Consider the following 25,999-nt stretch of genomic DNA (forward strand, 5'->3'; position numbering starts at 1 on the left):
AAGAAAAAATTAAAAATTTGTTAAATAATCATTAAAACAGATTGTGTAGAATTTCATCAATAAATTTTCACTAATTATAACTTAAGGAAAGAAATTTGCGTAAAATAATAGTATGCTCTTTATTTTGTAGCCTAGCTTTTGCAAATAATTTAGATCTTTTGCAAAAAGACAAAAAAGAGTCAAGAGAACTTGAAAAACAGTATATAGAATCAAGTTATGAAAGCTTAAAAAATGATTGGATAGGTTCAATAGATTTTAGTTCAGGTTTATCACAAACTCACTCTTTTTCAGATGAAAGTGATAAAAATAAAAGTAATAAATTTGGAAAATCTGCATCAATAGGATTTACACAAAGTATTTATGAATCAGGAGGAATAGAGTTTACTATTCAATATGCAAAAGATAAATTTAAATATGATTTATTGTCTTGGGAAAATCAAAATTCCCAAATTTTGCAATCTATGTATGATACTTTGTTAGAAATTACTAAATTAAAATTTCAAATAATTCAAGGTAAATACCAACTTGAAAATAAAGATATAGAGTTAATTATAAAAAAAATACAATATGAAGCTGGAAAAACTGATATTGTTGAGTTAAATAATGCAGTTATGAGTAAAAATACTCAAATAAAAAATAATATAGCTTTAGAAAATTCTTTAAAAGATAAAGAGTTTGAATTATCAAAATATACAGATTTAAAATATGATGAGATAGAAATATTGGATTTTAATAATGTCTCAAAAGAGGATTTTATAAATCAAAATTTAGATATTTTACAAGAAGATTCAAAAGTAGAGATGTTAAATACGAATTATAAAAAAATGAAAACAAACTATTTACCAAAAGTTGCATTATCTACAAAAGCAAGTTATAGTAATTCAGATGAAAAAGAAAATATTATGATAAGAGATACTAACAAAGATGATGCTCAATCAAGTGCTAGTTTGACTCTATCTATGCCTTTATACGATTATAATAAATCAAATAAACTTCAAGAAGCAAAGTTAAACTATTTAAAACAAAAAAGTAGTGTGAATGATTTAAAAAATGAAATAGCTTATGATTATGAGCAAATTTTAAATCAAATAAATACATATGAAAAACAAAATAAAACAATTGCTGAAAATATTAGACTATATGATGATTTAATTGCTGCAAATAAAATATCAAATGAAGCAGGAATGACTTCTGTTTATGATTTAGATATTTTAAGAAATACAAAACAGATAAATGAATATGATTTAATAATAAATGATATTAACATTAAATTACAATATTCAAAACTATATTTTAAAATCAAAGGGTAAGATAAAATGCAAAATAAAGATTTATTAGAAGAGTTAGAGTCTTTTAGTAGTAAGAAAAGAATAAATAGAAAATTAATTTATATAGCCACTGCTATTGTTTCATTTTTAGCTATTGTTTTATTTTTTATATTTAATGGAAATGATAAATCAAATAAAATTGAATATATTACAAAAAAAGTAACACAAGGTGATTTAAGTGTAGTTGTAAGCACAACAGGAAATTTAAATCCAACAAATAGTGTTGAAATAGGGATTGAAGTTTCAGGTACTTTAAAAGAGATTTTTGTTGATTTTAATGATGAAGTAAAAGCTGGACAAATTTTAGCAAAAATTGATACAGTTAAACTTCAATCTCAAGTTGATAGTTCAACAGCAGCTTTAGCAATAGCAGTTGCAAATCAAAAAGAGAGCCAAGTATTATTAAACAATAAAAAAACACTTTATGATAGAACTTTGAATATGTATAAAAATTCAGGTGGCAAATATCCTTCAAAGAATGAATTAGATGATACAAGATTTTCTTATGAAGCTGCAATAGAGTCTTTAGAAGCTGCAAAAGCAAAAGTTCTTCAATCTCAATCAAATTTAAAAACGGATAAACAAAATCTTGAAAAAGCTTCAGTTAAATCTTCAATTGATGGAATTGTATTAAATAGAGAAGTTGAAGTTGGACAAACTTTAGCAGCAACTATGTCTGCTCCAAAGTTATTTACAATAGCAAAAGATTTGACAAATATGGATTTGATTGTAAGTATTGATGAAGCTGATGTTGCTGATATAAAAAAAGATTTACCTGTGACATTTACTGTTGATGCGTATCCTAATAAAGTATTTAATGGAAAAGTTAAACAAGTAAGGCTAAATCCAGTCGATACAAATGGAGTTGTAACTTATGAAACTGTTGTTTCTGTTGATAATGAAGATTTACTTTTAAAACCAGGTATGACAGCAACTGCAAAAATTATTACAAAAGAGAGTAAAAATAAACTTCTTATTCCAAATGGAGCATTAAGATTTAAGCCAAAAATGCAAGAGCAAAAAAATGGTGGTGTAAATTTAGTTGGACCAAATATGAATAGACCTGCAAATGTTGCAAGAGATTTGAGTAAAAAAGAGTTAGCTCCTATATTTATTTTAGAAAATAATCAACCAAAAAGAGTTATGGTAAAAGTTTTGGATAGTGATGGAAAATTAACTTCAATAGAATCAGAAGAACTAAAAGTAGATGATGAGGTAATAATTTCGCAAAAGAGTGATGATGGAAAATAGAAAAGTTATCATAGAGTTTAAAAAGATTGTAAAAACCTATGGTTCTGGTGATACTCAAACTCACGCTTTAAATGGAGTAGATTTAAAAATATATGAAGGTGAATTTGTAGCAATAATGGGAGCTAGTGGAAGTGGAAAATCAACTTCTATGAATATGATAGGTTGTTTAGATAAACCAACTAGCGGAGAGTATCTGTTTAATGGAATAAATGTAGAAAAACTAAATAGAAATCAAATGGCTTTGTTAAGAAGAAATTATTTAGGTTTTGTTTTTCAAGGCTTCAATCTTTTAGGAAGAACTTCTGCTTTAGAAAATGTTGAACTTCCTTTGATTTATAGAAAAATTCCAGCAAAACAAAGAGAAATTTTAGCTACTGAAGCTTTAGATAAAGTAGGATTAGGAAGTGTTATAAAAAATACTCCAGCTGAACTTTCAGGTGGTCAACAACAACGTGTTGCAATAGCAAGAGCAATAGTGACAAATCCTTTAGTTTTACTTGCAGATGAACCAACAGGAAATCTTGATAGTATAAAAAGTGTAGAGATTATGAATTTATTAAAACAATTAAATAAAGAGTCTAATATTACGGTTATTATGGTAACTCACGAAGAAGAAATGGCTGCTTATGCAGATAGAATAATATATTTTAGAGATGGGCATATAGAAGATAGTTTAAAAAAAGGATATAAATAATGTTATCAAATGCCTTTTTAATAGCAATCAAAGAAATAAGAAGAAATATTTTACGTTCTATTCTTACAATTTTAGGAATTGTAATTGGAGTTGCGTCAGTTATTGCAATGGTTATGATTGGTGATGGAACAACAGCTAGTGTAAAAGAGAGTATTACAAAACTTGGAACTAATATGTTAACTTTAAGAGTAGGGCAAGAAAGAAGAGGACCACCAAGAGAAGATAATAGTTCAAAAGCTTTTCAAAATGAAGATATAATTGCAATTAAAAATGAAATACAAAATATAAAAGCTGTTGCTGCTGAAAATTCAACAAAAATGAATATAGTTTATGGAAATAAAAGTAATAACTCATCAGTAATTGGAACAAATAATGATTATTTCATAATTAAAGATTGGGCTTTGAAAGATGGACGAATTTTCGATGATAGTGAATTAAGTAGTGGAAAATCATCTTGTATTATAGGAACAACTATCGTAACTCAACTTTTTGGAGATGAAAATCCAATTGGTGCAAGTATTAGATTAAAAAATATGACTTGTAATGTTATTGGAGTTTTAGCTTCAAAAGGAGCTGCTGCTTTTGGGAATGACCAAGATGAAATAGTTATCGTTCCATTAAAAATGTATCAAAGAAAAATTAAAGGTGATAAAGATGTTTCTTCAATTATTATTTCAATAACAGAAGAGAGATATATAGAAAATGCAAAAACAGAAATTACATCTTTAATGCAAGAAAGACGTGCTGTAAAAATAGGTGAACCAGATAATTTTCATATTAGAGATATGAAAGATATATTAGATACTATGACTTCAACTACAAATATGTTAACTTATCTTTTAGGTTCAATTGCTGCAATTTCTTTACTTGTTGGCGGAATTGGTATTATGAATATTATGTTAGTTTCTGTAACTGAAAGAACTAGAGAAATAGGAACTAGACTTGCAATTGGAGCTATGGAAAGTGAAGTTTTATTGCAGTTTTTAGTAGAAGCTGTAGTTTTATCTACATGGGGTGGAATAATAGGAATATTTTTAGGTTTAGGAATAGGTTATACAATTGTAAATATGATGCAATTACCATTTATTATAAATAATCAAATTATTATAATATCTTTTGTATTTTCAACTTTAATAGGTATTATTTTTGGATATTTTCCTGCTAGAAAAGCTGCAAGGTTAAATCCAATAGATGCTCTAAGATATGAGTAAAAATAAATAGATATTTTTTAAATATCTATTTATTCAAGTTATTTAGCAAATTTAAAGGACTATTACCTAAAAAATCTTCATGGTCTAAATTCGCACCATTTTCGATTAAATATTTTATACTATTTTGCTTATTGTACAATATTGCATAAATAAGTGGAGTAGAGTTAATATCATCAATTACATTAATATTTAGACCACAATTTTTTAAACATTTTATAACTTTTATATTGTCATTATAAACTGCAAAATTCATTGCTAAGAAGTTTGGAGATACTTCTGTACTTATATCTAAATCTATTAATTTTTTGATTATATCTGTTTTATTTTTTAAAATTGCCCAATATAAAGCATTCCTACCATTGCAGTCTCTAGCATTTATATCTAAAATTTTTAATCTAAATATCTCGATTAACATATCCCATTTTTCACCTGCAATTAATGATGAAAATATATTTGAAACAATTTGTTTATTTATATTTTTATCGATTAGGAAGTTATTAGACATTTTAAATCCTTTATATTAATGATAATTAGTATCGTAATATAAATAAACTTAAAATGAATTTAAAAATTAATTTGCTTGTAGATTTTCTTCTTTTGAATTTTTAAGTTTTTTAGATGTTTTAGGTTGATAAAGCATATGATGCCATAGAGCAAAACCACATAATGCAACGCCAGCTATTACATGAGTTTTTTTAGCAAGACTATTTTTCATAAACATAGAAGTTACAACAGTTGCACCTAATGTTGCAGTCATACCGATTTTTGCAACTTCTTTTTGCATTTCTAAATCAAATTTCATATCTTTTACTCCTTTTTTTTCTTCTTTCTACAGTTTTTATAGTTTTATTTACAGTTTTTACAGTTAAAATTGCTGTTAAAGCAGTTGCAATTGGTAATAATATTGGCATAATAAATTCCTTTGATAATAATTATCAGCATTCTATCAAGAAAAACTTAAATAGAACTGATAACTATTATTGGAATAATTATTTGATATTTACACCTTTTATAGAATTTAACAATAATCCAATAGTTGTACCATTATGAAGAACAGCTGTAACTATTGGAGAAAATACTCCAAATGTTGCTCCTGCTAAAATAGCAGAGTTTATACCAACTGTTGCATTAAAATTGTTATTTATTAAATTCATTGTTTTATTTGCATACTCTTTTGCTTCAACAACTGCTGCTATATCATCTTTTAATAAACTAATATCTGCTGTTGCTTTTGCTATATCTGCACCTCTACTCATAGAAATACCAACATGAGCTGAAATTAAAGCAGGAGCATCATTTATACCATCTCCTACAAATGCAACTTTTTTACCTTTTTGCATAAACTCTTTTACTATACTTGCTTTATCTTGAGGTAAAAGTTCTGCTCTTACTTCATCTATTCCTAACTCTTTTGCTATTCTATGAGCTTTTTCTTTTGTATCACCAGTTAACATAATGATATCTTTTACACCAAGTTTTTTTAGTCTTGAAATAGATTCTTTTGCATTAGATCTTAACTCATCAGAAAGACCAATAGTACCTAATAATTTCCCATCATAACCAACATAAAGTAAAGTTTTTCCATCTTTTAAAGAGTTCTCAATATTAGCTTTATGTTCGCTAAAATCAATTTTTTCATCATCTTCTAAAAAATGACGACTTCCAATAATTACAGATTTCCCATTAACTTCAGTTTTCACTCCATGTGCTACAATAAATTCGACTTCTTCATGGTGCATATGTACAAAGCCTCTTTGTTTTGCAGCTTTTACAACAGCTTCTGCTACTGGATGAAAATAGTGTTCTTCTGTTGAAGCAGTTAGATTTAGTATTTGTTCTTCTGTCCATTTTGGATTATATGATTCTACACTTATTACTTCAAGTTCACCACCAGTTAAAGTTCCTGTTTTATCAAAAATAAAAGTATCCGCACTACTTAAAGCTTCTATTGATTTTGCACCTTTTATCATAATCCCATTATGACCAGCTTTTGAAATAGTTGATTTAAAAGCAACTGGAGTTGCAAGTTTTAATGCACAAGAATAATCAGCTTGTAATATAGAAGCTACTCTTTCAAAATCTTTTGTAAAAATATATGAAGAAGCAGCAAGTCCTAATGTAACGGGAACAAGTTTATCTGCAAGACGATTTGCTTTTAGTTGAACTGATGATTTTTCATTTAAAGAGTTTTCTATATAGTGTTTTATTCTTTGAGTTGCTGTATTTGCTCCAACATGCTCAGCCCAAATTCTAAATCTTCCCTCTTCAACAATAGTTCCAGAGATTACTCTATCTCCTCTGTATTTAACAACTGGTTGTGCTTCTCCTGTCATAGAAACTTGATTTACGCTACCGCTTCCTTCAACTATATGTCCATCAACAGCTATTGTATTTCCAACACCAACTACAACAATATCGCCAACTTTGATATCTTCGCTTTTTACTAAAACTTCAGTTATTTTACCGTCTATTTTTTTCTCTATCCAAGCTTCTTCAACATTTGGTTTTGATAACTCTTTTAATAAATCATCACTTTTATGTACAGTTGTCTCTTCTATGTATTCACCAAGTTCAATCATTGCATTTGTTGAATTTGCTGCTAAATAGTCTTTTCTATATATTGAAATTGCAACTGCTGCACTTTCTAAAACTTTTGATGTTAATCCTTCTTTAAATAACTCTTTTGAACCTTCAATTAATAAAGGAACAGAAGCCACTGTTGTAACACCAGCTTTTAAAGTGTTATTTGTGATAAATCTTTCAGCTACTAATGCACTAGTTGCTCTAATAGTACCATTCATAGATGGTTCATCACTACTTACACATGAAACACAAACACTTGCCATTTCATTTTCACAAGATTTTAGCAATCCCTCGATAGTTAACGAGTTCAGAATTTTTTCTAAAGAACTTATAATATTTTTATCAAATTCAAAAATGATACTATAAGCTTTTCTATTTATTCTAACACTTCGTACACCATCTATTTTAAGAAAATAGTTTTTTAAAATATCTTCATCAATAAATTTCTCTTTTAATAAAGAGAATTTATAACGAACTCTTGAAGGAGTTTGATGTACTTTTTCAAAGTTTTTTTTCATTTTACTGTTCTTGTTGTGCTTGCATTTGCGCTTTTGCGTCTTCGTATCTCTCTTTTAGTTCTTCAATTCCTGCAGAGAAAAGTTCACTACCTTTTCCAAATACTTTAAAAATTGTTTCTTGAGCATTTTTATTAGTTAGTAAATATGTAACTGCTGCACCAATTAATGCACCTTTTACAAAATCTCCATTTAAAAATCCATTTTGCGTTGTTGGATTATTTGTTGGTACTATTTGTTGAGGATTTTGGTTAAAATTTTGATTTAAATAAGGATTTTGGTTTATATTAATTCCCGTTTGTCCATTTTGATTTCTTGTATTATCTATATTTAAATCATATTGATTTTGGTTTTTATTTGTATTCATTTATTCTCCTTCAATTTCAATATTTTCATTTGTTAAATATTTTTGTTCAATTTTTTCTTCTAATACTTCAAGTGCATAAATTCCAGCAGCTCCAATACTTAAAGCTGTTACTGCTTTAAGCCAACTATTTTGACCAATATAATTTGCAGTTGCAATAGCACTTCCAGTTGCAATAGCACCTTGAGAAGTTCTTTTTACTGTATCTTTTATTGCATCATTTCTTGAAATTTGTTTACTTTGAACTTTTTTATAATTAATTGCACTACTTACAACAGCACTTGCAATTGCTCCACTTATTACATGACCTAAAACATTTCTAGGTGTCCCTGTGTTGATTGTTAAATCTTTCATTATTTTGTTTCCTTAGCTTTTGGTTTTCTTACATATTTTCTTTTTGCTTTTGTTTGTTCAGCTTTTTCTTCTTTTTTTTCAAACTTTTCTTTGATAGTCTCTTTTGTAGAATTGATTTTTTCTTTTACTTCTTCAAGACCATCTTTTGTTTTTTCAAGTATTTTTGAAGTTTTATCTTTTAATTTATCACTTTTGTTATAAGCTACAACAGCACCAGCACCTAAAGCCAATCCTAATAGAAATGGTAAAGCCATAATTTACTCCTCTTCTTGATTTTGTTTTGAAATATAGTTATTTAAAAGTGCGATTATTGCACCACCAAAAACTGCTCCACTAACCATAGACATATTTAGTTTTGAAAAAATTTGTGAAATAGAACTTTCATCAATATTTCCAGACATAATATCATCAAGTAATACTTGATATTCTCCTAATTTTTCCATGATATTTGCTTGTGATAAATCACCATTGTTTACACTAGCATTGTAATGAGTTAAAACACAATTTCTAAATGCTGGTAAATGATTATTATAAGAAGCTGCTTGAAGTCTAAATATAACATCTCTTACGTCATTATCAGTTGCATAAGATAACAGATTATTGTACATAGCAATATTATTTATCTCTGCTGCAACTCCCATTTCACAACACTCAATTAAAGTATTTGGTATTTCTATTTTAGTTGCCCAATTATTGAAAGGAACTTCAATATTGTATTTTTGCATTAGTTGAATAAGTGCAGAATAATGAATAGCTTCAGCCTCTTTTATATTTACAAAAGGTTGAACTAAACCAAACTTTTCAATAATTTTTGAATAAGTCTCATATGCTTTAAATTCATCATAAACAGCTATTCTTAAAATTTGTGTTCTAATTGGAATAGGACTATTTATATCAACTCTTGCACTAATTAAAAGTTGTTCATCAAGATTTTCATTCATCAAATAACCTCCTTTGCAAGTTTATTTATTAAAATTGATAACTCTTCAATATTTTCATTTTTAACCAAATCTTCCCAAAGTTTTGGTTGGAAAACATCTGGGTTATAATGAATAGTAACAGACGCAATGATTTTATTTATTTTAATATTTTCTATTCCATCTATTTTATTTGGTAAATCTTCTATATCGCTCAAAGTTATATTCCCAGAAGCTTGAGTAATTTTTGGATTAACTCTTACTCTTAATCTTCCAGGAGTATGTGCAATAATAGAAAAAAAACTAGCAATTTTTATAATATCCTCTGTTTGTATCACAATAATCCTTTCTTGAATTGTATTTTTTCTTTTCTAATATTAAATTTAACTTATTATAAATTAAGAATTACTATCAACTTTCTGGCATTTTTCACAAATTCCATAAAGTATCATTATATGTTCTTTTAAATAAAAGTCATATTTTTTAGCAATTGTATTTTGTTGTTCTTCTATAATCTCATCTGTAAATTCAATTATTGAACTACAATTAGTACAAATTAGATGATCGTGGTGGATTTCGTGATTGAATTCATATCGAATAGTTCCATCACCAATATTTAATAGATTTACAAGATGCATTTCATGAAGAAATTTTATAGCATTATAAATTGTAGCCATTCCAACGCTCATATTATATTTTTCTTTTATTTCAAGGAAAATATCATCAGCTGTTAAATGTTTTTTTGAAAGATATAAAGTTTTTAGAATATAATCTTTTTGAATTGTATTTTTAAATCCAACTTTTGAAACATTTTTTTTAAAACTATCTAAAAAGATATTAAATGCCATTTCTTGACTATTTTCCACTTTATAAAACCTCTTAATTTAAAAAAATTATACAATAAATTTGATTCTAACATTATTATTCTTAATAAAGAAGTGATTTTAATTATCACTTTAAGAGTAAATTAATTTTTTATATCTAATAATGACAAAAAAATTTTATAAGGATTTTTTATGCTAAATATTACAGTTTTAACATCAGTTGCAAAAAGTGCTTTAGTTGGTGCAGTTGCTACTAAATTGGTGGATACTTTTGTTTCTACAAAAATTAATAATAAATTTGAACAAAATAAATGGTTAAGAAGTACAAAATTAGAACTTTTCTCAAAATTAACAGAAGAAATAATAGTGGTTGATTTAGAAAATTTTCAAGCACAAATTAAAGAGATAAAAAGAACATGTGCAAAGATTATTCTTTTGGTAAATGATAGAAATTTAGAAAATAAAATAGAAGATTATCTAAATAGACTAAATAAATTTAGCCAAAATGAAAAGATTGATAAAAATGCACTAAATTTAGTAAATAAAGATATGATTTCTTATTTACAAAAAAATATTCGTTTATAGTTAAATCAAAAAAAGGAAAAGTATGGATTACAGAATAGAAAAAGATACGATGGGTGAAATCAAAGTACCTAAAGATAGATACTGGCAAGCACAAACGGAAAGAAGTGTTGAAAATTTTCCAATTGGTGATGAAAAAATGCCAAAAGAAGTTATTGAAGGTTTTGCATATTTGAAAAAAGCTTGTGCAATTGTAAATAACAAATTAAAAAGACTAGATGATGTGAAAACAAAAGTTATTAGTCAAGCTTGTGATGAAATAATTGAAAGAAAACTTGATGGTGAATTTCCTTTAGTTGTTTGGCAAACAGGTTCAGGAACTCAATCAAATATGAACGTAAATGAAGTTATATCTTCAAGAGCAACGGAAATTTTAGGAGAAGATTTTAGAACAAAAAAACTTATTCATCCAAACGATGATGTAAATAAAGGACAAAGTTCAAATGATACTTATCCAACGGCAATGAGAGTTGCTTTTGTTCTTGATGTACAAAAAAGATTAATTCCTGCAATAAATATTTTAAAAACTACTTTAGAAAAAAAAGAAAAAGAGTTTGAAAATATTGTAAAAATAGGAAGAACTCATCTTCAAGATGCAACACCTCTTACATTAGGACAAGAAATTTCTGGATATGTTGATATGCTAAATAAAGCTTTAGCACAAGTTGATGATGCTATGAAATATATTGTTGAACTTGCTATTGGAGGAACTGCTGTTGGAACTGGATTAAATTCACATCCAGATTTTTCACCAATGGTTTGTGATACTTTAAATGATTTAACAAAAACAAAATATGCTTTTAAATCTCATCCAAATAAATTTCATGCTTTAACAGCTCATGATGGAGAAGTATTTTTAAGTGGAGCACTAAATGCACTTGCTTCAAATCTTATGAAAATAGCAAATGATATTAGATGGCTTTCATCAGGTCCTAGATGCGGAATAGGTGAGCTTAATATTCCAGAAAATGAACCAGGAAGTTCAATAATGCCAGGAAAAGTAAATCCAACTCAAAGTGAAGCTATGACAATGGTTGCTGTTCAAGTTATGGGAAATCATTCAACTATAAGTATAGCTGCATCGCAAGGAAACTTTGAATTAAATGTATTTAAACCTGTAATTGCATTAAATCTTTTACAATCAATAAGACTTTTAAGTGATACAATGCTAGCATTTAATGATAATTGTGCAATTGGAATAGAACCAAATATGGCAAATATTAATAAATACTTGAATGATTCGCTTATGCTTGTAACTGCACTTAATCCATATATTGGATATGAAAAAGCTGCACTTATAGCAAAAACAGCACATAAAAATGGAACAACACTTAAACAAGAAGCAATAAATCTTGGTATCTTAAGTGAAGAAGAGTTTAACTCTTATGTAAAACCAGAAAATATGATAAAACCTAGTTTATAAAAAAGAAGGCACTATTGACTAATGAAAGAGTTTGAAAAATACTTTATAATTGATGAATTTGAAGATGGTTGGGGAATGGAAAACGTTGAAAGTGAAGAACAACTTTATGATTATTGTACAGAAGTTCTTTTTATACCTGATGATAAAATAGAAGAGTTAAATATGAAAGATGATGAGTTAGAAATAATTCTAGCTGATTTAGAAAGTGAAGATATCAATGATGATTGGTATGTAAATCTTTTGAAAAATGCAAAAGAGAGTTCTTAATTAAAAGAGTAAAAAGAGAACGAAAATGTTCTCTTTTTTACTCTTTGATTTTTCCTAAAATAGTGAATTTTGCACCATTGTCAAATTCATAAATTACTTTTCCCATAAGTTGGAAATTTACTATCATATTTATAAGTCTTAGTCCCAATGTTTCGTTGCTAAGTTTAGAAAAATCTTTAGATAACCCTTTTCCATTATCTTTTAATATTAGTGATATTTCTTCATTATTTTTCTTTGAAATAGTAATTTCAAGTTTTGGTTCATCTTGATTTTTAAATGCATATTTAAAACAGTTTGTTATAAGTTCATTTAAAATAATTCCATAAGGCATAGCTGTTTCAATATTCAGATCAATATTTTCTATTGAAGTTTCAATTTTTACTTTTTCATCTTTATCATAAGTTTTTGAAATAGTTTTTATTAAATCTAAAGTATATGATTTAAAAGGAATTTTATTTAGATTTGTTGATTCATAAAGTTTTCTATGTAAAAGTTCCATTGTATAAATTCGTTCTTGAATATCAACTAGAACTTTTTTTGTTTTTTCATCTTCTATTTCTTCTTCTTGCAGTTCAATTAAACTAATTGTTAATGCAAGATTATTTTTCACTCTATGGTGAATTTCTTTTAATAAAATCTCTTTTTCTTCCAATGATTTTGTAATTTCTTTTGTTTTTTCTTCAACTTTTTCATCTAAAATTTTAATATTATTTTCAAAAATATCAAGCATAGAATCGAAAGACTCTCCAAGTATTCCTATATCATCATCGCCTTTTACATTGCTTCGAATATTTTTTTCACCTTTATTTACTTTTATTGCTGTTTTTGTCAAAGTATTTATATTATTTATTATTCGTCTAAAGAAAAAAAGTATTAAAACAATACTAATGCTAATAGCTAATAATGTTTCAGGCAATAAGAAAAATATTTGTGAATGATTTTTTTCTTCTAATTGTTTTTTATCTACACTATATAAAAGCAATAATTTCCTTGAACTATTATTTGTACTTAAATCTATTATCCAAGTTAAAACTTCTTCTTTATCTATCTTATGAGAAATTGGTTTATGTGTATCTTTTTGATTTAAAATTTCTCCTAATGTTAAATTACCTGTTGGAATATTTTCAACATTTGATAACATACTTATTGTATATTTATTTTTTCGTATTTCTTCATTTTCTTCAAATAAAATAGAGTTCAAATTATCCAGAGCTTTTGGATTTATCCAAACAATAGCCATTTTTGTACTGCTTAATGTTGGGTCTATTAGTAAATTTGCTTTAAGATGTTCTTTTAAACTCATTTCAAATCCCATATGATTTAGATTTAAAAATGATTTACTACAACCAACTTCTAGTAAAACTTTTTGTTCTTTTAGTAAATAGTTATATAAAAAATAATTTTTTTTAGAAAAAGTTTTGTTTTTTTCTTCTACTTTAACAATTTGCCAATCTTTTAAAATCTCAAGATTATTTTTATCAAAATTATCATCATCTTTTATGTATTTAATATCATTTGATGTTTTGTATGAACAATAATTTGAAATAGCACTTTTTTGCAAAATGTCAGTTATATAATCTTTTGAAGAGTATTTGTCTATTTTTAAATCGATATTTTTTATCTCATCTTCAATAATCTTTTTTGTTAAGTCCATCTCAAGTTCAGTTTGCATTCCTAAAGATTTACCAATTATTTTAATCTGTTCTTTTGTTAAAAGTAGGGTTTTGGTTATATAATCTATTTCATTGTTTAAACTATTATTTTCTATTTTTGTACTAGTTAAAGCAATTTTGATAAATATAAAAAATACAATAAATAAAATCAAAGAACAAATAACTCTTGTTGAAAATGAGTAAGAATTAAAATTAAAAAGTTTAGTTAGTTTTTTCAAGAGTTTTTATCCTATAACCTTCTTCATAAAAGCTTTCAAATGGGTTGAAGTTTAATTTTGTTTTAACTCTGTATATTAAAGAACGAAGTTTTGATAAATCATATACATCTTCTCTCCAAATAAAGTTAAAAATAGTATCAAAGCTAACAATTTTACCAGCTTGTGATGTAAGAATCTCAAAAAGTTTTTTTTCTGTTTTAGTAAGTTTTACAATTTTTTCATCAACATATAATTCTGTGTTTATCAAATCAAACTTTATATTTTGTTCAATTTGAATATATTTATTATTTTGAGAATTTATTAAATTTTTATTTTTAAAAAAGAATTGATGTTTATGTAATGCTGTATTTATTGCAACTTTTAGTTCTTCATTTTTACAAGGCTTTATTAAATATGCGTAAGGTTCAGCTTCCATAGCTTGATTTAAAATCTTATCGTTATAGTATGAAGTTAAAAAAATAATTGGAATATTAAAATTTTTCCACATATAACACGCTACTTCAATTCCTGTTTTTGATGCATTTAAGTTAATATCGATAATTGCAAGATCTGGATGATTGTTATTTGTATGTAAAATTGCATTATCAGGTGATGTAGCTATTCCACTAACACCAAAACCTAGTTTTTTGAGTTTTACTTCCATCGCCATGGCTAGTATTGGTTCATCTTCTACGATTAGTATGTCAAAGTGTTTTTTTGAAAATAAATTATTTGACAATTTGTGTTTCCTTTTAGATATAATAATTATTATCACTATTTTATCATTAAATGGTTTAATTCTTTGTGAATCATTAATCAAGTGTTTATTTTTTGTTAATTTTATAGTAATGATTATCAAAATATCATTTTTTTATCATTTTTAAATATTATAATTCTAGGATTCATTATTGATTTAATGATAAGAGTAAGGACAATTCTCAAAATACTTTACAAAGTTAAAAATATAAAAAAAGGAATAGAATGAAAAACTACATTGTAAGTAAACAACATGCAAATAAAAAAATATATTTAACTGCATCAGCTATTACTGCAACAATTTTATTATCAACACCTGCTATTTTAAGTGCAGAAACTGTATTGGATGAAATTAATGTTAATGAAAAAAAAGATAATTATTCAGAAAGTTATAAAGTTGATAAATCTTCTTCTTCAAAAATTACACAAGATTTAATTGATACTCCTCAAACTGTTCAAGTTATTACAAAAAAAGTAATGGATGAACAACAAGCTACAACTTTACAAGAGGCACTTAGAAATACTCCGGGTATTACTTTAAATCTTGGTGAAAATGGAAATACAAATGCTAAAGATAATATCAATATGAGAGGTTTTGATGTTCAAGGAAGTATTTTTAAAGATGGAATTAGAGATTTATCAAATGCAGTAAAAGATATGTACAACACTGAAGCAGTTGAAGTTACAAAAGGCGCAGTTGGTTCTGATAATGGAAGAGGTGTTTCTTCTGGATATATTAATCAAGTTTCAAAAACAGCAAAAAATGTTGATGAAGCTTCTGGAACAGCTGGATATAGTACTGCAAAAAATGCTAGATTAACAGCTGATTTAAATAAAGCATTAAATGAAACTACAGGTATTAGATTAAATGTATTGAAACAAAAAGGTGATGTTGCAGGACGTGATGAAGTTGAAATAGATAGAACAGGAATTGCTACTTCTGTTGCTTTTGGAATAGGAACTGCTACAAGAACAACTATCAATTATGAACATACAGAACAAGATGATGTTCCAGATGGTGGAATCCCAACAGTAGGTTTAAATGGTGGTGCAAAAAAAGCTGATACTTCTAAATTTTATGGAAGCTCTGATGATTTTGAAGAATCAAAAAGTGATACATTTACTATAAAATTTGAACAAGATATATCAGATAATACTATGTTTACAAATACTGCAAGATATGCAAAAACAAGCCAAGAGATGTTATTAACTTCACCTTTTAATTATTCGACAACGAATTCAACTGTTGATAGAAGAATGCATGCAAGATGGCAAGAAAATGAGATATTAACAAATCAATTAAATCTTACAACAGAAATACAAACTGGTATATTATTACATAAAATAAGTACAGGTATAGAATTAACAAAAGAAAATCAACTTACAAAAAATTATGTTTCTCAAGCAGCACAAGTAACAAGTTTATATAATCCAACAAATATTTCATGGAATGATTTATCTTTTAGTGGTCAAAAAAGTGATGGAGAAACTACAACTGTTGGTGCATACTTATTTGATTCAATAAATATTGGTGAGAAATTTATCTTAACAGGAGGAGGAAGATTTGATAGATATGATACAACAAATGATATAGTTTCAAATACATTAGTTCCTTCAACTTTAGAAGATGATGGACACTTAAATAGTTACAAAGCAGGTTTAGTTTACAAACCACTTGATAATGGAAGTGTTTATATTTCAAGAGCTACAACACAATTGCCTCCAGGTGGAGCTAACTTTACTTTAAGTGCAACAACTACAAATGCAAATAATCCAGATATGGAACCACAAAAATCTGTAACAGACGAAATTGGTACAAAATGGGATTTATTAGATAATAGACTATCTATAACAACAGCGATTTATAAAACAGTGGTTGAAAATGAAACAATGACTGAATCAGATGGAACTACTTCTCAAAATGGAGAGAAAGAGGTTAAAGGTATAGAATTTGGAATAGTTGGAGATATTACTGATAAATGGAGTATGAGTGCAGGATTTGCAAAAATGGATACAGAGTATACAAATTCTACTTCAACAAGTGAAGGTTTAAGTTTAAGATTTGCTCCAGAGCACACAGCAACTTTATGGACAACATATAAATTTACACCAGCATTTAATCTTGGAGCTGGTGCAAGATATGTAGGAAGTCAAGATGTTAAAACAAATACAACATCAACTACTCCTAAAATTGATTCTTATGTTGTTTATGATGTTATGGCTTCGTACAAATATAATAAAAATATTACTTATCAATTAAATGTGTATAATTTAACTGATGAAGAGTATGTTGCAAATATGAATAATTCAGGAAGAAGATATACACCAGGTGCTTCAAGAAGTGGATTATTCTCTTTAAATTATAAATTTTAAAAATTCAATCCTAATAGGATTGAATTTATTATTTTGTAGATAAAATAAAAAGTTTTTATTTACAAAGTAATCAAAGGGGAAACATGATACTACATATACCAGAAGTTCTTAGTAAAGAACAATTAACTGAATGCAGAAATTTACTAAATAAAGCAAATTGGATAGATGGGAAAATAACTGCTGGCAATCAAGCGATAAATGCAAAAAATAATTTTCAATTAGCTGAAAGTGACCCTTTAACAAATTATTTAAGAGATATTATAAAAACTGCATTAAATTCTAATCCTTTATTTATAAGTGCTGCTTTACCAAAACATATAATTTCACCATTTTTTAATAAATATGAAAATGGTGGAAATTATGGTAATCATGTTGATAATTCAATATTATTTGATATGAATGAAAAAAAGGCTTTTAGAACAGATATTTCATGTTCTCTTTTTTTTACTGACCCCGAAGAGTATGAGGGTGGAGAAATGGTAATTGAAGACACTTTTGGAACTCATGAAGTAAAACTTCCTGCAGGTGATTTGATACTTTATCCTTCAACTTCTTTGCATAGAGTTGAACCTGTAACAAAAGGTGTAAGAATGGTTAGTTTTATGTGGATACAAAGTATGATTAGAAGTGCTTGGAAAAGAAGTATTTTATTTGAATTAGACAATACTATTCAAAGTTTGAGAGTAAATTATGGAGAAATAGAAGAAACTTTAAATTTGTCTATTCATTATCATAAATTAATTCAAGAGTGGTCTGAACTTTGAAACAAAAATTAGATTATATACCAAATGATTTGGTAAGTTTATATGACTATGAAAGATATGCAAAAGAGAGAATGAGTTTAAATTCATTGGCTTATGTTTGTAGTGGAGCTGGTGATGAGCTTACTTATAAAAGTAATGAGAAATCATTTCAAAAGATTTTTTTAGAAACAAAAACATTGGAAGATTTAAGCCATGCAAATACAAATATACAATTATTTGGAAAAAACTATGAAACTCCTATTTTTATAGCTCCTGTTGCATACCAAAAATTAGTTGATATTGATGGTGAAATAGCAACGGCACAAGCTGCAAATGCTATGAATAGTTGTATGATTGTGAGTTCATTTTCTAGTTCAACTTTTGATGATATTACAAAATATACAAATTCTCCTTTATGGTTTCAGTTATATATTCAACCTGATATGAATGTAAATTTAGAACTTATAAAAAAAGTAGAACAGCTTGGTTATGAGGCTTTAGTTATAACTATAGATGCACCAATAAGTGGTATTAGAAATGTTGAACAAAGAATGGGATTTTTTTTACCTGATGGAATAAGTGCTATTAATATAAAAAATCCATTCCAAACAACTGATAATTTTGAAAATATATTTGATATTGTCGAATATCTTCCAACTTGGAAGGATATAGAATATTTGAAAAAGAATACAAAATTGCCAGTTATTTTAAAAGGAATAACTTCTGTAAGTTATGCAAAAAAAGCTTTAGATTTAGGAATTGATGGTATTGTTGTGTCAAATCATGGAGGAAGAACTTTGGATACTCTTCCTGCTTCAATAGAACTTTTACCTAAAATTGCAAAAGTTATAAATAAAAAAATACCTATTTTATTTGATGGTGGTATAAGAAGAGGAACAGATGTTTTAAAAGCAATAGCACTTGGTGCAAATGCTGTATTAATTGGTAGACCTATTATCTATGGTTTGGCTACTGCTGGTGCTTTAGGTGTTGCTCATACTTTAAAAATTTTAAAAGAAGAGTTAGAAGTTTCTATGATATTTACAGGATGTAAAGATATACAAAGTATAGATGAAACAATATTGGTACAATAAATATAGTATAAAAAACTAAATCTTCATCATTTTTTATTTCGATTTATTAAATTATTATTTGACAATTTTTAATACTAATTATCAAAATGTCATTTTATTGTCATTTTTTAATATTATAATTTTAACATTCATTATTAAAATGATATATAGTTGATGATATAAAAAATTTAAATATATCAAACTAATAGATCAAATTTTAAAAGAGGGATATATTATGATAAAAATTAAAATGGCAAGAAGTGTTGCAACTCTTTTAGTTGTAAGCAGTGGAACATTATTAAGTGCAAATGAAACAACTACATTAGATGAGGTACAAGTTGTAACTACTGCTGGTGGGTATGAACAAAATATTAAAGATGCTGCAGCAACAATTTCAGTTATTACAAAAGAAGAATTAGAGAAAAAATCTTATAGAGATATATCTGACGCTCTTAAAAATGTTCCAGGTATTAATGTAAGCGGTAGTGGAGCTAATAAAACAATTTCTATAAGGGGTATGGGTTCAGAGTATACATTATATTTGATTGATGGAAAGCCAGTACAAGGAAATGATGCTTTTAATCCAAATGGAGGAGTTGTTGGTGCTCCTATTAACTTTTTACCACCTTTAGAAGCTATTGAAAGAATAGAGGTAATTCGTGGACCTGCTTCTTCACTTTATGGAAGTGATGCTATGGGCGGAGTTATAAATATAATTACAAAAAAACATATGGATAAAGCAACAGCTAGTATCAAAACAGAATATATAAAAGCAGATAAATCTAATAAAGTGAATGATACTACATCAAATACAAGTGTATATGTAAATGCACCACTTATTGAAAAAACTTTATCTTTTCAATTTGATGCAGGTATTATGGATACAAGTGAAAGTGATTTTTTTAAAGTTAAAAAAAATGCAAATGGTTCAGAAAGTACAACTTTATCTGGGGATAGCGAATTTGAAAGAAAAAATGCAGGTGGAAGATTTGTTGTAACTCCAGATGAAAATAATACTGTAAATCTTGGATATTCTTACACAATTCAAGAAAGAACTTCAACTCCCGGGAAAAGTATTCCTAAAGAACTTTTAAATAGTATGGGTGTTCCAGTAGCACAAACTGAGAGTTATTCTAAATCAATAAAAAATAAATATTTTATTGATCATCAAGCTAAATATGATAAGTTTGTAATTGATTCATATGTTAATTATGATAAAGATAAAAATCCATCAAGAGTAAATGCAACAACTGGAAATGGAATTGAATTCGAAACAACAACTTTAAATTCCCAAGGTACATATTTTTTTGATACAAATTCAGTAACTATTGGTGCAAATTATAAAAAAGAGAATCTTGAAGATGGTGCTACAAATGGATTACCTGCAAATATAAATGATATTGTAAAAATGGAAAGATATCAATGGGCTTTATTTGCAGAGGATACTTGGAGCGTAACTGATGATTTAGCTTTAACTTTAAGTGGACGATATGATTACAATGAACAATTTGGAAGTAATTTCTCACCAAAAGCTTATGCAGTATATAGTTTAACAGATAATTTAAACTTAAAAGGAGGAGTTACTTCTGGATATAAAGCACCAAGCTTAAGACAATCTGCTCCAGATTTTGCAGGAGTTTCTATGGGTGGAGTAATGTTAGGAAATCCAGACTTAACACCTGAAAAAAGTATGAATTATGAGGCTGGATTAGCTTATGATAATTCTGACTTAGGACTTGCTGGGAGCTTAATGTTATTTCAAACAGATTTTGAAGATAAACTTATGAGAATTACTAATCCAAAAGTTTGCGAAGCAAATCAACCTTGTACATATAAAGGGACGACTTATGCTCCTCATCAATGGGGTTATACTGAAACAAAAAATGTTGATGAGGCAGAAAGTAAGGGAATAGAACTTACAACAGATTATTATATTTTAGAAAATTTAAAATATAGACACTCTTATACATATAACAAAACAGAACAAAAAAGTGGAACTGATAAAGGAAGACCTTTCACAGATACTCCAAAACATATGTTTAATGCTGGACTTGATTGGGATGTAACTTCTAAATTATTATTGTGGACACAAGTTAATTATAATGGTAAAACAACAGGTAGCAAATCTCAAGGTGGTGGAGGTTCTTCTTATGTTGAAAGAAAAGCCTACACTCTTCTTGATTTAGGTGGAGTTTATAAATATGATGATAAATTGCAGTTTTTAGCTGGAGTTTATAATATATCAAATGAAATTAATGAAGATGCAGATAATGAAAGAGATATAGACGGTAGAAGATATAGCGTTGCTATGAATCTAAAATTTTAATATGAACAGGGATTTTAATCCTTGTTTTATAAATTTGTGAATTAAATTCAATTTCTAAGAAATCGTAAGGAGTATATAGTGAAAAATTTAATAAAGTTATTATTTTTTATATCTTTTTTAAATCTTTATTTGTTTGGAAATTCTAATATAAATATACAAAAAGGTATTTCATTAATTGGAAACGAACATAATCAAGAATTTGTTATATCTTCAAATGAACAAAAATATTTAATACAAGTTTATAAGCCAAAAGCAGAAAAGCCTATAAATGGCTATGATGTTGTTTACATTTTAGATGGAAATGCAACTTTTCCTTATGCTTCTGTTATGGCACAAGCTATTGATGATATGTCTTATCGTACAAAAAAAGTCCCACCACTAATAGTTGCTATTGGTTATACTTCTGGAGAACTTTTTGATTTAAAAGCTAGAAGTTTCGATTATACACCACCATATAAAGGTGAATTAAAAACTATATCAAATCGTGGAAGTTCAGAGCATGTACAAGGTGGAGCGGAAAAATTTTATAATTTTTTACAAAATGAGTTAAAACCAATAATTGAAGAAAATTATCCAATAAACACAAAAAAACAGACTTTGTTTGGTCACTCTTATGGTGGACTTTTTACTCTATATGCTTTTTTAAATCATAATCAAGATTTTCAAAACTTCATAGCAGCAAGTCCATCTATTTGGTGGAATGATTTTTTTATTTTAAATCAGTTAAAAAATAAAAATTTAGAAGTTAAAAATCCTACAAGATTATATTTAAGTGTTGGTGAGATAGAGAATAAAGGGAAGAATCCAAGCGATATTGAGACTTTTTCTTCATATTTAAAAAATACTCAGAATTTAAAAATAAAAATTCTAAATATTTCTAATGCTTCTCATCTTGAAGCATTATTTCCTGCCTTGAATGAAATTTTTAAATTAGAATCGATAGAATAAAAAAGGATATATATGAAACAAAAAGATGGCTATATTTTAGATGTTTCTTACCCAATATTTTTTTATAAGGAAATGCAACCACTTTGGTTAAATAGTACTATAAATTTTTTGGGCTTTAAAACACCAAATATTTTACAAAAATTTTCATATTTAGAACTAGCTTGTGCAACAGGGACAAACTTAATAATTAGTGCAATAAATAATCCAAATGGACATTTTATAGGGGTAGATTTTAATAAAGAACATATAGATAAAGCAAAAAATGATGCAAATTTTATTGGACTTAAAAATATAGAGTTTATACACTCTGATTTTGCTACATTTTTAGAAATTAATCATAACAAATTTGATTTTATCGTAAATCATGGTACTTTTTCTTGGATTTCGCCAACTAACCAAAAAAATATCTTGAAAATAGTATCAGAATTTTTAAATGACTTAGGAATTCTTTATCTTCATTATATGTGTTATCCTGGTTCAACTCCACTATTACCAATTCAAAAATTATTAAATTTAGTTGATCATCATGTAAATGAGTCATCTAATAAAAGTATTGAAATAGGTAAAAATTTATTTAATGATTTAAATAATGCAGGAACCTTTGTTGATAATCCCAAAATAAATTCTATTGTAAAAACTTTAGAAAATAGTAACTCATACTTGGCTCATGAGTTTTTAACAGATTATTGGAATCCTTTATTTAGTGTTGATATTCATAAAATGGTTTTTGAAAATGCAAAAGCTACATTTTTAGGTAGCGCAAATGTTATTGAAAATCTTGATAATATAAGTATTCCTTCTAAAATGCAAGAGATTATAAAAAATACAAAAGCACCAGATTTAAAAGAGTATTTAAAAGATTTAGCTAGAAATTCCAAACAAAGAGTTGACATTTTTCAAAAAAATCCACAAATATTTTCAAATAAGGAACATATAGAAGTAATAAATAAATTAAAATTTAAACTTCTTCCAAATGCACCAAAAAATGGTGCCATAACTTTTAATACTTTAATTGGAGATATAGAAGCACCAAAAGAAGTTATTTCAGAAATGTTGGAAAAATTGTCAAAAAAAGAAATGAGTTTTGAAGAATTATCTACTCTAAAAAGTTTTATAAATAAACCAATGTTTTTAATAGAAACAATATTTTTACTTATGAATGCAAACTATTTACAAGTAGTTTCAAGCAACGAAAAATATATAGATAAGCATTTTGTTGATAAATTTAATGACAAAATGAAAAAAGATGGAATAAATTTAGAAATTTATCCAAAATGTTGTACTGCAATATAAAATATAGTCAAAATTATTATAATAACAATTCTCAATTTGTTAAAAAATGATTAAAATTGGTATGTTAAAATCTTATTTTATTAAAAAAGGAGTTTATCTTGAAAAAATTAGTTTATACGATGATGTTATCATCAATTGTAATATTAGGAGCAAATGCTCATGAAGTTTGGTTAAAGTTAGATGATAAAAAAAATGAAGCTCAGTTGTTTTTCGGACATTTTGCTGATAATCAAAAAGAAAGTGGTGAAAAGTTCGAAAGAATAAAAGAGGGTGTTACTTATCCAAAAGATTTAATAAAAGAAATCAAAAGAAATAATGACAATATTACATATACTCTTTCTAAAAAAAGTGATATTGTAGTAGTTCAAGAAAGTGAACCTAGAAAAAATAGAGACACAGGTATAACTACAAAAAGAATTGCATATATAAAAGCAGGTAGAACAATTACTGAGGTTATAACAGCATTTGATATAGTTCCTATAGAAAAAAATAGTAATACTTTTAAGTTAATATATAACAATCAAGGAGTGAAAAAATCAGAAATCAAAGTTATTTCTCCAACTGGATGGGAAAAAACTTTTATGACAGATGATAATGGTGATTTTACTATTATTACTCCTTGGAAAGGTTTGTATTTAATTCAAGCAAAATATGAAGATGAAACAAAAGGTGAAGTTGATGGGAAAGCTTATGATAAAACAGTTCATGTTATGACTTATACTATCGAAAATAATCAAGGTTTATCTTGGGAAATTAAAAAATAAAAAGGTAGTAGATGCATAAAAAGATATGGTTTAAAATCCATTGGATTTTAGGAGTTGTAGCAGGAGTTTTTCTCTTGCTTATTGGAGTAAGTGGAGCTATTTTATCTTTCCAAAAAGAGATAACTAAATTTATAAACAAAGATAGTTATATTGTTAGTGTGCCTGAAAATAAAATAAAATTATCAACAAAAGATATGTTAGATAATTTTCAAACAAAATTTCCTGATGCAAAAATAAATGGTATAACATTTTCAAGTGATGTAGAGTCTTCTTCTATTATAACTATTGAATCAAAAGATAGAAATGCAAGAGGTGGAAAAAGATATTATGTAAATCCATATAATGCAGATATTTTACCTGAGATTAAAGGAAATGATTTTTTTACTTTTGTAATGCTATTTCACAGATGGTTTGCTTTAGAAGGTGATTTAAAACCTATTGGAAAACAAATTGTAGCTATTTCAACTATTAGTTTAATAATTTTGTCTATTTCAGGATTGATTATTTATTGGCCAAGAGTAAAAAGAGCATTCTTCAAGAGTTTTACTTTTAGTTTTAAACATAATGGAAGAGCATTTTTATCAACTATGCATAGTGCTGTTGGTATGTGGGTATTGATTTTTTATCTATTAGCATGTTTTACAGGACTTTATTGGTCTTATGATTGGTATCGTGGAATGTTATTTAATATAGCAGGAGTTGAACAACCTGTACGAAATATGCCACAACAAGCAAATCAACAAAATGCACAAAAAATGCAAGCAGAAAAATCTCAAAATAATACAGCCCAGAAAGAGCAAAAAACTCAAACAGATAGAGTACAAAATTCTGAAAATCAGGTAAGAGAAATGTCTAAAGCAAATTTTGAGGATTATGAAAAAGCTGTTTTATTGTTTAACAATTTTGTGCAAAGAGCATATACAAATGCAAGTGTTACTTTTCCTCAAAAAGGTACAGTTTATAAATTTACATATTTAGACGAAAATGCAACACATTTTAGAGAAATAAATAGTTTAGAAATAGATATAAGTACTGAAAAAATGCTAAAACATGATAGATTTGAGAATTTAGGTTTAAATGAGCAACTACTTAAAAGTATATTTCCTCTTCATTCAGGAGAATATTTTGGTATTATTGGGCAAACTTTAATGTTTATTGCTTGTTTACTGATGATATTATTTACTGTTACAGGATATATGTTATTTATAAATAGACATAAAAAGAAAAATTCAAAAACTCAAAAAATAAAATCTTAAATAAAAAAAAGGAAGAAGTTAAAAACTTCTTCCTTTTATAATGTTGAAAATATAAGAGTTGATAAAAACTTTATCCTAAAGAGATTAACAACATTTATTAATACCACCACTATTATATTTTCTTTCTATACACTCTTTAAAAAAGTCACCTCGACTCAAAACTTCCTTATCTGGATGAACTCTTTTCATGTGTTCTAAATATTTTTCATAGCTTGAAAGCCCCACAAGGGGATGAAAAAACTTTTCAGATTTTTCATAAAATGTTTTTATTTTGTCAAACATTT

The 25,999-nt window shown here is 26.7% G+C and carries 27 protein-coding genes; 15 read left to right on the forward strand and 12 right to left on the reverse strand.

The window, feature by feature from the left end; all coding sequences use genetic code 11:
* Nucleotides 1-95 precede the first annotated feature (95 nt).
* The 4 genes from CKV87_RS03530 to CKV87_RS03545 are packed head-to-tail and all read left to right on the forward strand — an operon-like array spanning nucleotide 96 to nucleotide 4,484.
* Entirely contained in the window at nucleotides 96-1,310 is a 1,215-nt protein-coding gene (locus CKV87_RS03530) for a TolC family protein (protein ID WP_012012472.1), read from the forward strand.
* Nucleotides 1,311-1,316: 6 nt separating this feature from the next.
* Complete coding sequence (locus CKV87_RS03535; RefSeq protein ID WP_012012473.1) at nucleotides 1,317-2,579, forward strand: efflux RND transporter periplasmic adaptor subunit; 1,263 nt, start codon at nucleotides 1,317-1,319, stop codon at nucleotides 2,577-2,579.
* Nucleotides 2,569-3,273 (forward strand): ABC transporter ATP-binding protein, encoded by a 705-nt coding sequence (locus CKV87_RS03540; RefSeq protein WP_020847589.1) that lies wholly within the window; start codon nucleotides 2,569-2,571, stop codon nucleotides 3,271-3,273. The genes CKV87_RS03535 and CKV87_RS03540 overlap by 11 nt, the downstream gene beginning before the upstream one ends.
* Complete coding sequence (locus CKV87_RS03545; protein WP_012012475.1) at nucleotides 3,273-4,484, forward strand: ABC transporter permease; 1,212 nt, start codon at nucleotides 3,273-3,275, stop codon at nucleotides 4,482-4,484. The genes CKV87_RS03540 and CKV87_RS03545 overlap by 1 nt, the downstream gene beginning before the upstream one ends.
* 25 nt (nucleotides 4,485-4,509) lie before the next feature.
* Here the strand turns inward: CKV87_RS03545 and CKV87_RS03550 are convergent, their stop codons facing one another.
* The 9 genes from CKV87_RS03550 to CKV87_RS03590 all read right to left on the reverse strand — a co-directional run bounded on the left by CKV87_RS03550 (nucleotide 4,510) and on the right by CKV87_RS03590 (nucleotide 10,083).
* Complete coding sequence (locus tag CKV87_RS03550) at nucleotides 4,510-4,989, reverse strand: ankyrin repeat domain-containing protein (protein ID WP_012012476.1); 480 nt, start codon at nucleotides 4,987-4,989, stop codon at nucleotides 4,510-4,512.
* A gap of 66 nt (nucleotides 4,990-5,055) precedes the next feature.
* Nucleotides 5,056-5,286 carry a hypothetical protein gene (locus CKV87_RS03555; RefSeq protein ID WP_041644892.1) on the reverse strand — a complete coding sequence of 77 codons (231 nt, stop codon included), beginning with the start codon at nucleotides 5,284-5,286 and terminating at the stop codon, nucleotides 5,056-5,058.
* Between the two features lie 187 nt (nucleotides 5,287-5,473).
* The gene (locus tag CKV87_RS03560; protein ID WP_012012477.1) at nucleotides 5,474-7,585 is read right to left on the reverse strand and encodes a heavy metal translocating P-type ATPase; all 2,112 of its coding nucleotides are present in this window, start codon (nucleotides 7,583-7,585) and stop codon (nucleotides 5,474-5,476) included.
* 1 nt (nucleotide 7,586) lies between these two features.
* The gene (locus CKV87_RS03565; RefSeq protein WP_012012478.1) at nucleotides 7,587-7,949 is read right to left on the reverse strand and encodes a YtxH domain-containing protein; all 363 of its coding nucleotides are present in this window, start codon (nucleotides 7,947-7,949) and stop codon (nucleotides 7,587-7,589) included.
* The gene (locus CKV87_RS03570) at nucleotides 7,950-8,300 is read right to left on the reverse strand and encodes a hypothetical protein (protein ID WP_012012479.1); all 351 of its coding nucleotides are present in this window, start codon (nucleotides 8,298-8,300) and stop codon (nucleotides 7,950-7,952) included. It lies immediately after the preceding gene.
* Nucleotides 8,300-8,554, reverse strand: a complete 255-nt coding sequence (locus tag CKV87_RS03575) for a hypothetical protein (RefSeq protein ID WP_004510782.1) — start codon at nucleotides 8,552-8,554, stop codon at nucleotides 8,300-8,302. The genes CKV87_RS03570 and CKV87_RS03575 overlap by 1 nt, the downstream gene beginning before the upstream one ends.
* Nucleotides 8,555-8,557: 3 nt before the next feature.
* Nucleotides 8,558-9,241, reverse strand: coding sequence for a ferritin-like domain-containing protein (locus CKV87_RS03580; protein ID WP_041644894.1), 684 nt, complete (start codon nucleotides 9,239-9,241; stop codon nucleotides 8,558-8,560).
* Nucleotides 9,241-9,555, reverse strand: a complete 315-nt coding sequence (locus CKV87_RS03585) for a hypothetical protein (protein ID WP_012012481.1) — start codon at nucleotides 9,553-9,555, stop codon at nucleotides 9,241-9,243. Before CKV87_RS03585 ends, CKV87_RS03580 begins: the two co-directional genes overlap by 1 nt.
* Nucleotides 9,556-9,615: 60 nt before the next feature.
* Nucleotides 9,616-10,083: a Fur family transcriptional regulator gene (locus tag CKV87_RS03590; RefSeq protein WP_012012482.1), complete on the reverse strand. Its 468-nt coding sequence runs from the start codon at nucleotides 10,081-10,083 to the stop codon at nucleotides 9,616-9,618.
* 150 nt (nucleotides 10,084-10,233) lie between these two features.
* Here CKV87_RS03590 and CKV87_RS03595 point away from each other — a divergent pair, with 150 nt between their 5' ends.
* The 3 genes from CKV87_RS03595 to CKV87_RS03605 are packed head-to-tail and all read left to right on the forward strand — an operon-like array spanning nucleotide 10,234 to nucleotide 12,313.
* Nucleotides 10,234-10,626 carry a hypothetical protein gene (locus tag CKV87_RS03595; protein WP_012012483.1) on the forward strand — a complete coding sequence of 131 codons (393 nt, stop codon included), beginning with the start codon at nucleotides 10,234-10,236 and terminating at the stop codon, nucleotides 10,624-10,626.
* A gap of 22 nt (nucleotides 10,627-10,648) precedes the next feature.
* On the forward strand, nucleotides 10,649-12,046 hold the full coding sequence (fumC, locus tag CKV87_RS03600; protein WP_012012484.1) for a class II fumarate hydratase: 1,398 nt from the start codon (nucleotides 10,649-10,651) through the stop codon (nucleotides 12,044-12,046).
* Between the two features lie 21 nt (nucleotides 12,047-12,067).
* Nucleotides 12,068-12,313, forward strand: coding sequence for a hypothetical protein (locus tag CKV87_RS03605; RefSeq protein ID WP_012012485.1), 246 nt, complete (start codon nucleotides 12,068-12,070; stop codon nucleotides 12,311-12,313).
* 37 nt (nucleotides 12,314-12,350) lie between these two features.
* On the opposite strand, the gene CKV87_RS03610 is transcribed toward CKV87_RS03605, so the two are convergent.
* Both CKV87_RS03610 and CKV87_RS03615 read right to left on the reverse strand, forming a co-directional pair.
* Nucleotides 12,351-14,204, reverse strand: a complete 1,854-nt coding sequence (locus CKV87_RS03610) for a histidine kinase dimerization/phosphoacceptor domain -containing protein (protein WP_012012486.1) — start codon at nucleotides 14,202-14,204, stop codon at nucleotides 12,351-12,353.
* Nucleotides 14,188-14,922 carry a response regulator gene (locus CKV87_RS03615; protein WP_004510791.1) on the reverse strand — a complete coding sequence of 245 codons (735 nt, stop codon included), beginning with the start codon at nucleotides 14,920-14,922 and terminating at the stop codon, nucleotides 14,188-14,190. Before CKV87_RS03615 ends, CKV87_RS03610 begins: the two co-directional genes overlap by 17 nt.
* A 242-nt stretch (nucleotides 14,923-15,164) precedes the next feature.
* Here CKV87_RS03615 and CKV87_RS03620 point away from each other — a divergent pair, with 242 nt between their 5' ends.
* The 8 genes from CKV87_RS03620 to CKV87_RS03655 all read left to right on the forward strand — a co-directional run bounded on the left by CKV87_RS03620 (nucleotide 15,165) and on the right by CKV87_RS03655 (nucleotide 25,715).
* Nucleotides 15,165-17,312: a TonB-dependent siderophore receptor gene (locus CKV87_RS03620; protein WP_012012488.1), complete on the forward strand. Its 2,148-nt coding sequence runs from the start codon at nucleotides 15,165-15,167 to the stop codon at nucleotides 17,310-17,312.
* An 83-nt stretch (nucleotides 17,313-17,395) separates the two neighbouring features.
* On the forward strand, nucleotides 17,396-18,076 hold the full coding sequence (locus tag CKV87_RS03625; RefSeq protein ID WP_012012489.1) for a Fe2+-dependent dioxygenase: 681 nt from the start codon (nucleotides 17,396-17,398) through the stop codon (nucleotides 18,074-18,076).
* Nucleotides 18,073-19,149, forward strand: coding sequence for an alpha-hydroxy acid oxidase (locus CKV87_RS03630; RefSeq protein ID WP_012012490.1), 1,077 nt, complete (start codon nucleotides 18,073-18,075; stop codon nucleotides 19,147-19,149). The genes CKV87_RS03625 and CKV87_RS03630 overlap by 4 nt, the downstream gene beginning before the upstream one ends.
* Nucleotides 19,150-19,363: 214 nt before the next feature.
* Nucleotides 19,364-21,454: a TonB-dependent receptor domain-containing protein gene (locus CKV87_RS03635; protein ID WP_012012491.1), complete on the forward strand. Its 2,091-nt coding sequence runs from the start codon at nucleotides 19,364-19,366 to the stop codon at nucleotides 21,452-21,454.
* A 78-nt stretch (nucleotides 21,455-21,532) separates the two neighbouring features.
* Entirely contained in the window at nucleotides 21,533-22,402 is an 870-nt protein-coding gene (locus CKV87_RS03640; RefSeq protein WP_012012492.1) for an alpha/beta hydrolase, read from the forward strand.
* 12 nt (nucleotides 22,403-22,414) lie between these two features.
* Nucleotides 22,415-23,695, forward strand: a complete 1,281-nt coding sequence (locus CKV87_RS03645; RefSeq protein ID WP_012012493.1) for a class I SAM-dependent methyltransferase — start codon at nucleotides 22,415-22,417, stop codon at nucleotides 23,693-23,695.
* Nucleotides 23,696-23,793: 98 nt separating this feature from the next.
* Nucleotides 23,794-24,459 (forward strand): DUF4198 domain-containing protein, encoded by a 666-nt coding sequence (locus CKV87_RS03650; protein WP_012012494.1) that lies wholly within the window; start codon nucleotides 23,794-23,796, stop codon nucleotides 24,457-24,459.
* 11 nt (nucleotides 24,460-24,470) lie between these two features.
* Nucleotides 24,471-25,715: a PepSY-associated TM helix domain-containing protein gene (locus tag CKV87_RS03655; RefSeq protein ID WP_012012495.1), complete on the forward strand. Its 1,245-nt coding sequence runs from the start codon at nucleotides 24,471-24,473 to the stop codon at nucleotides 25,713-25,715.
* Nucleotides 25,716-25,799: 84 nt separating this feature from the next.
* Here CKV87_RS03655 and kccS read toward each other — a convergent pair whose 3' ends face one another.
* Nucleotides 25,800-25,997, reverse strand: coding sequence for a KCU-star family protein (kccS, locus tag CKV87_RS03660; RefSeq protein WP_004510798.1), 198 nt, complete (start codon nucleotides 25,995-25,997; stop codon nucleotides 25,800-25,802).
* Nucleotides 25,998-25,999 lie beyond the last annotated feature (2 nt).

It is taken from the genome of Aliarcobacter butzleri (genome assembly GCF_900187115.1).
GTDB lineage: Bacteria > Campylobacterota > Campylobacteria > Campylobacterales > Arcobacteraceae > Aliarcobacter > Aliarcobacter butzleri.

Coding starts and splice junctions, on each gene's coding strand:
- CKV87_RS03595 (WP_012012483.1), top strand. CDS start 10,234: ATGCTAAATATTACAGTTTTAACATCAGTTGCAAAAAGTGCTTTAGTT.
- fumC (WP_012012484.1), top strand. CDS start 10,649: ATGGATTACAGAATAGAAAAAGATACGATGGGTGAAATCAAAGTACCT.
- CKV87_RS03550 (WP_012012476.1), bottom strand. CDS start 4,989: ATGTCTAATAACTTCCTAATCGATAAAAATATAAATAAACAAATTGTT.
- CKV87_RS03635 (WP_012012491.1), top strand. CDS start 19,364: ATGATAAAAATTAAAATGGCAAGAAGTGTTGCAACTCTTTTAGTTGTA.
- CKV87_RS03555 (WP_041644892.1), bottom strand. CDS start 5,286: ATGAAATTTGATTTAGAAATGCAAAAAGAAGTTGCAAAAATCGGTATG.
- CKV87_RS03565 (WP_012012478.1), bottom strand. CDS start 7,949: ATGAATACAAATAAAAACCAAAATCAATATGATTTAAATATAGATAAT.
- CKV87_RS03625 (WP_012012489.1), top strand. CDS start 17,396: ATGATACTACATATACCAGAAGTTCTTAGTAAAGAACAATTAACTGAA.
- CKV87_RS03655 (WP_012012495.1), top strand. CDS start 24,471: ATGCATAAAAAGATATGGTTTAAAATCCATTGGATTTTAGGAGTTGTA.
- CKV87_RS03620 (WP_012012488.1), top strand. CDS start 15,165: ATGAAAAACTACATTGTAAGTAAACAACATGCAAATAAAAAAATATAT.
- CKV87_RS03605 (WP_012012485.1), top strand. CDS start 12,068: ATGAAAGAGTTTGAAAAATACTTTATAATTGATGAATTTGAAGATGGT.
- CKV87_RS03570 (WP_012012479.1), bottom strand. CDS start 8,300: ATGAAAGATTTAACAATCAACACAGGGACACCTAGAAATGTTTTAGGT.
- CKV87_RS03535 (WP_012012473.1), top strand. CDS start 1,317: ATGCAAAATAAAGATTTATTAGAAGAGTTAGAGTCTTTTAGTAGTAAG.
- CKV87_RS03580 (WP_041644894.1), bottom strand. CDS start 9,241: ATGAATGAAAATCTTGATGAACAACTTTTAATTAGTGCAAGAGTTGAT.
- CKV87_RS03575 (WP_004510782.1), bottom strand. CDS start 8,554: ATGGCTTTACCATTTCTATTAGGATTGGCTTTAGGTGCTGGTGCTGTT.
- CKV87_RS03645 (WP_012012493.1), top strand. CDS start 22,415: ATGAAACAAAAAGATGGCTATATTTTAGATGTTTCTTACCCAATATTT.
- CKV87_RS03540 (WP_020847589.1), top strand. CDS start 2,569: ATGGAAAATAGAAAAGTTATCATAGAGTTTAAAAAGATTGTAAAAACC.
- kccS (WP_004510798.1), bottom strand. CDS start 25,997: ATGTTTGACAAAATAAAAACATTTTATGAAAAATCTGAAAAGTTTTTT.
- CKV87_RS03560 (WP_012012477.1), bottom strand. CDS start 7,585: ATGAAAAAAAACTTTGAAAAAGTACATCAAACTCCTTCAAGAGTTCGT.
- CKV87_RS03545 (WP_012012475.1), top strand. CDS start 3,273: ATGTTATCAAATGCCTTTTTAATAGCAATCAAAGAAATAAGAAGAAAT.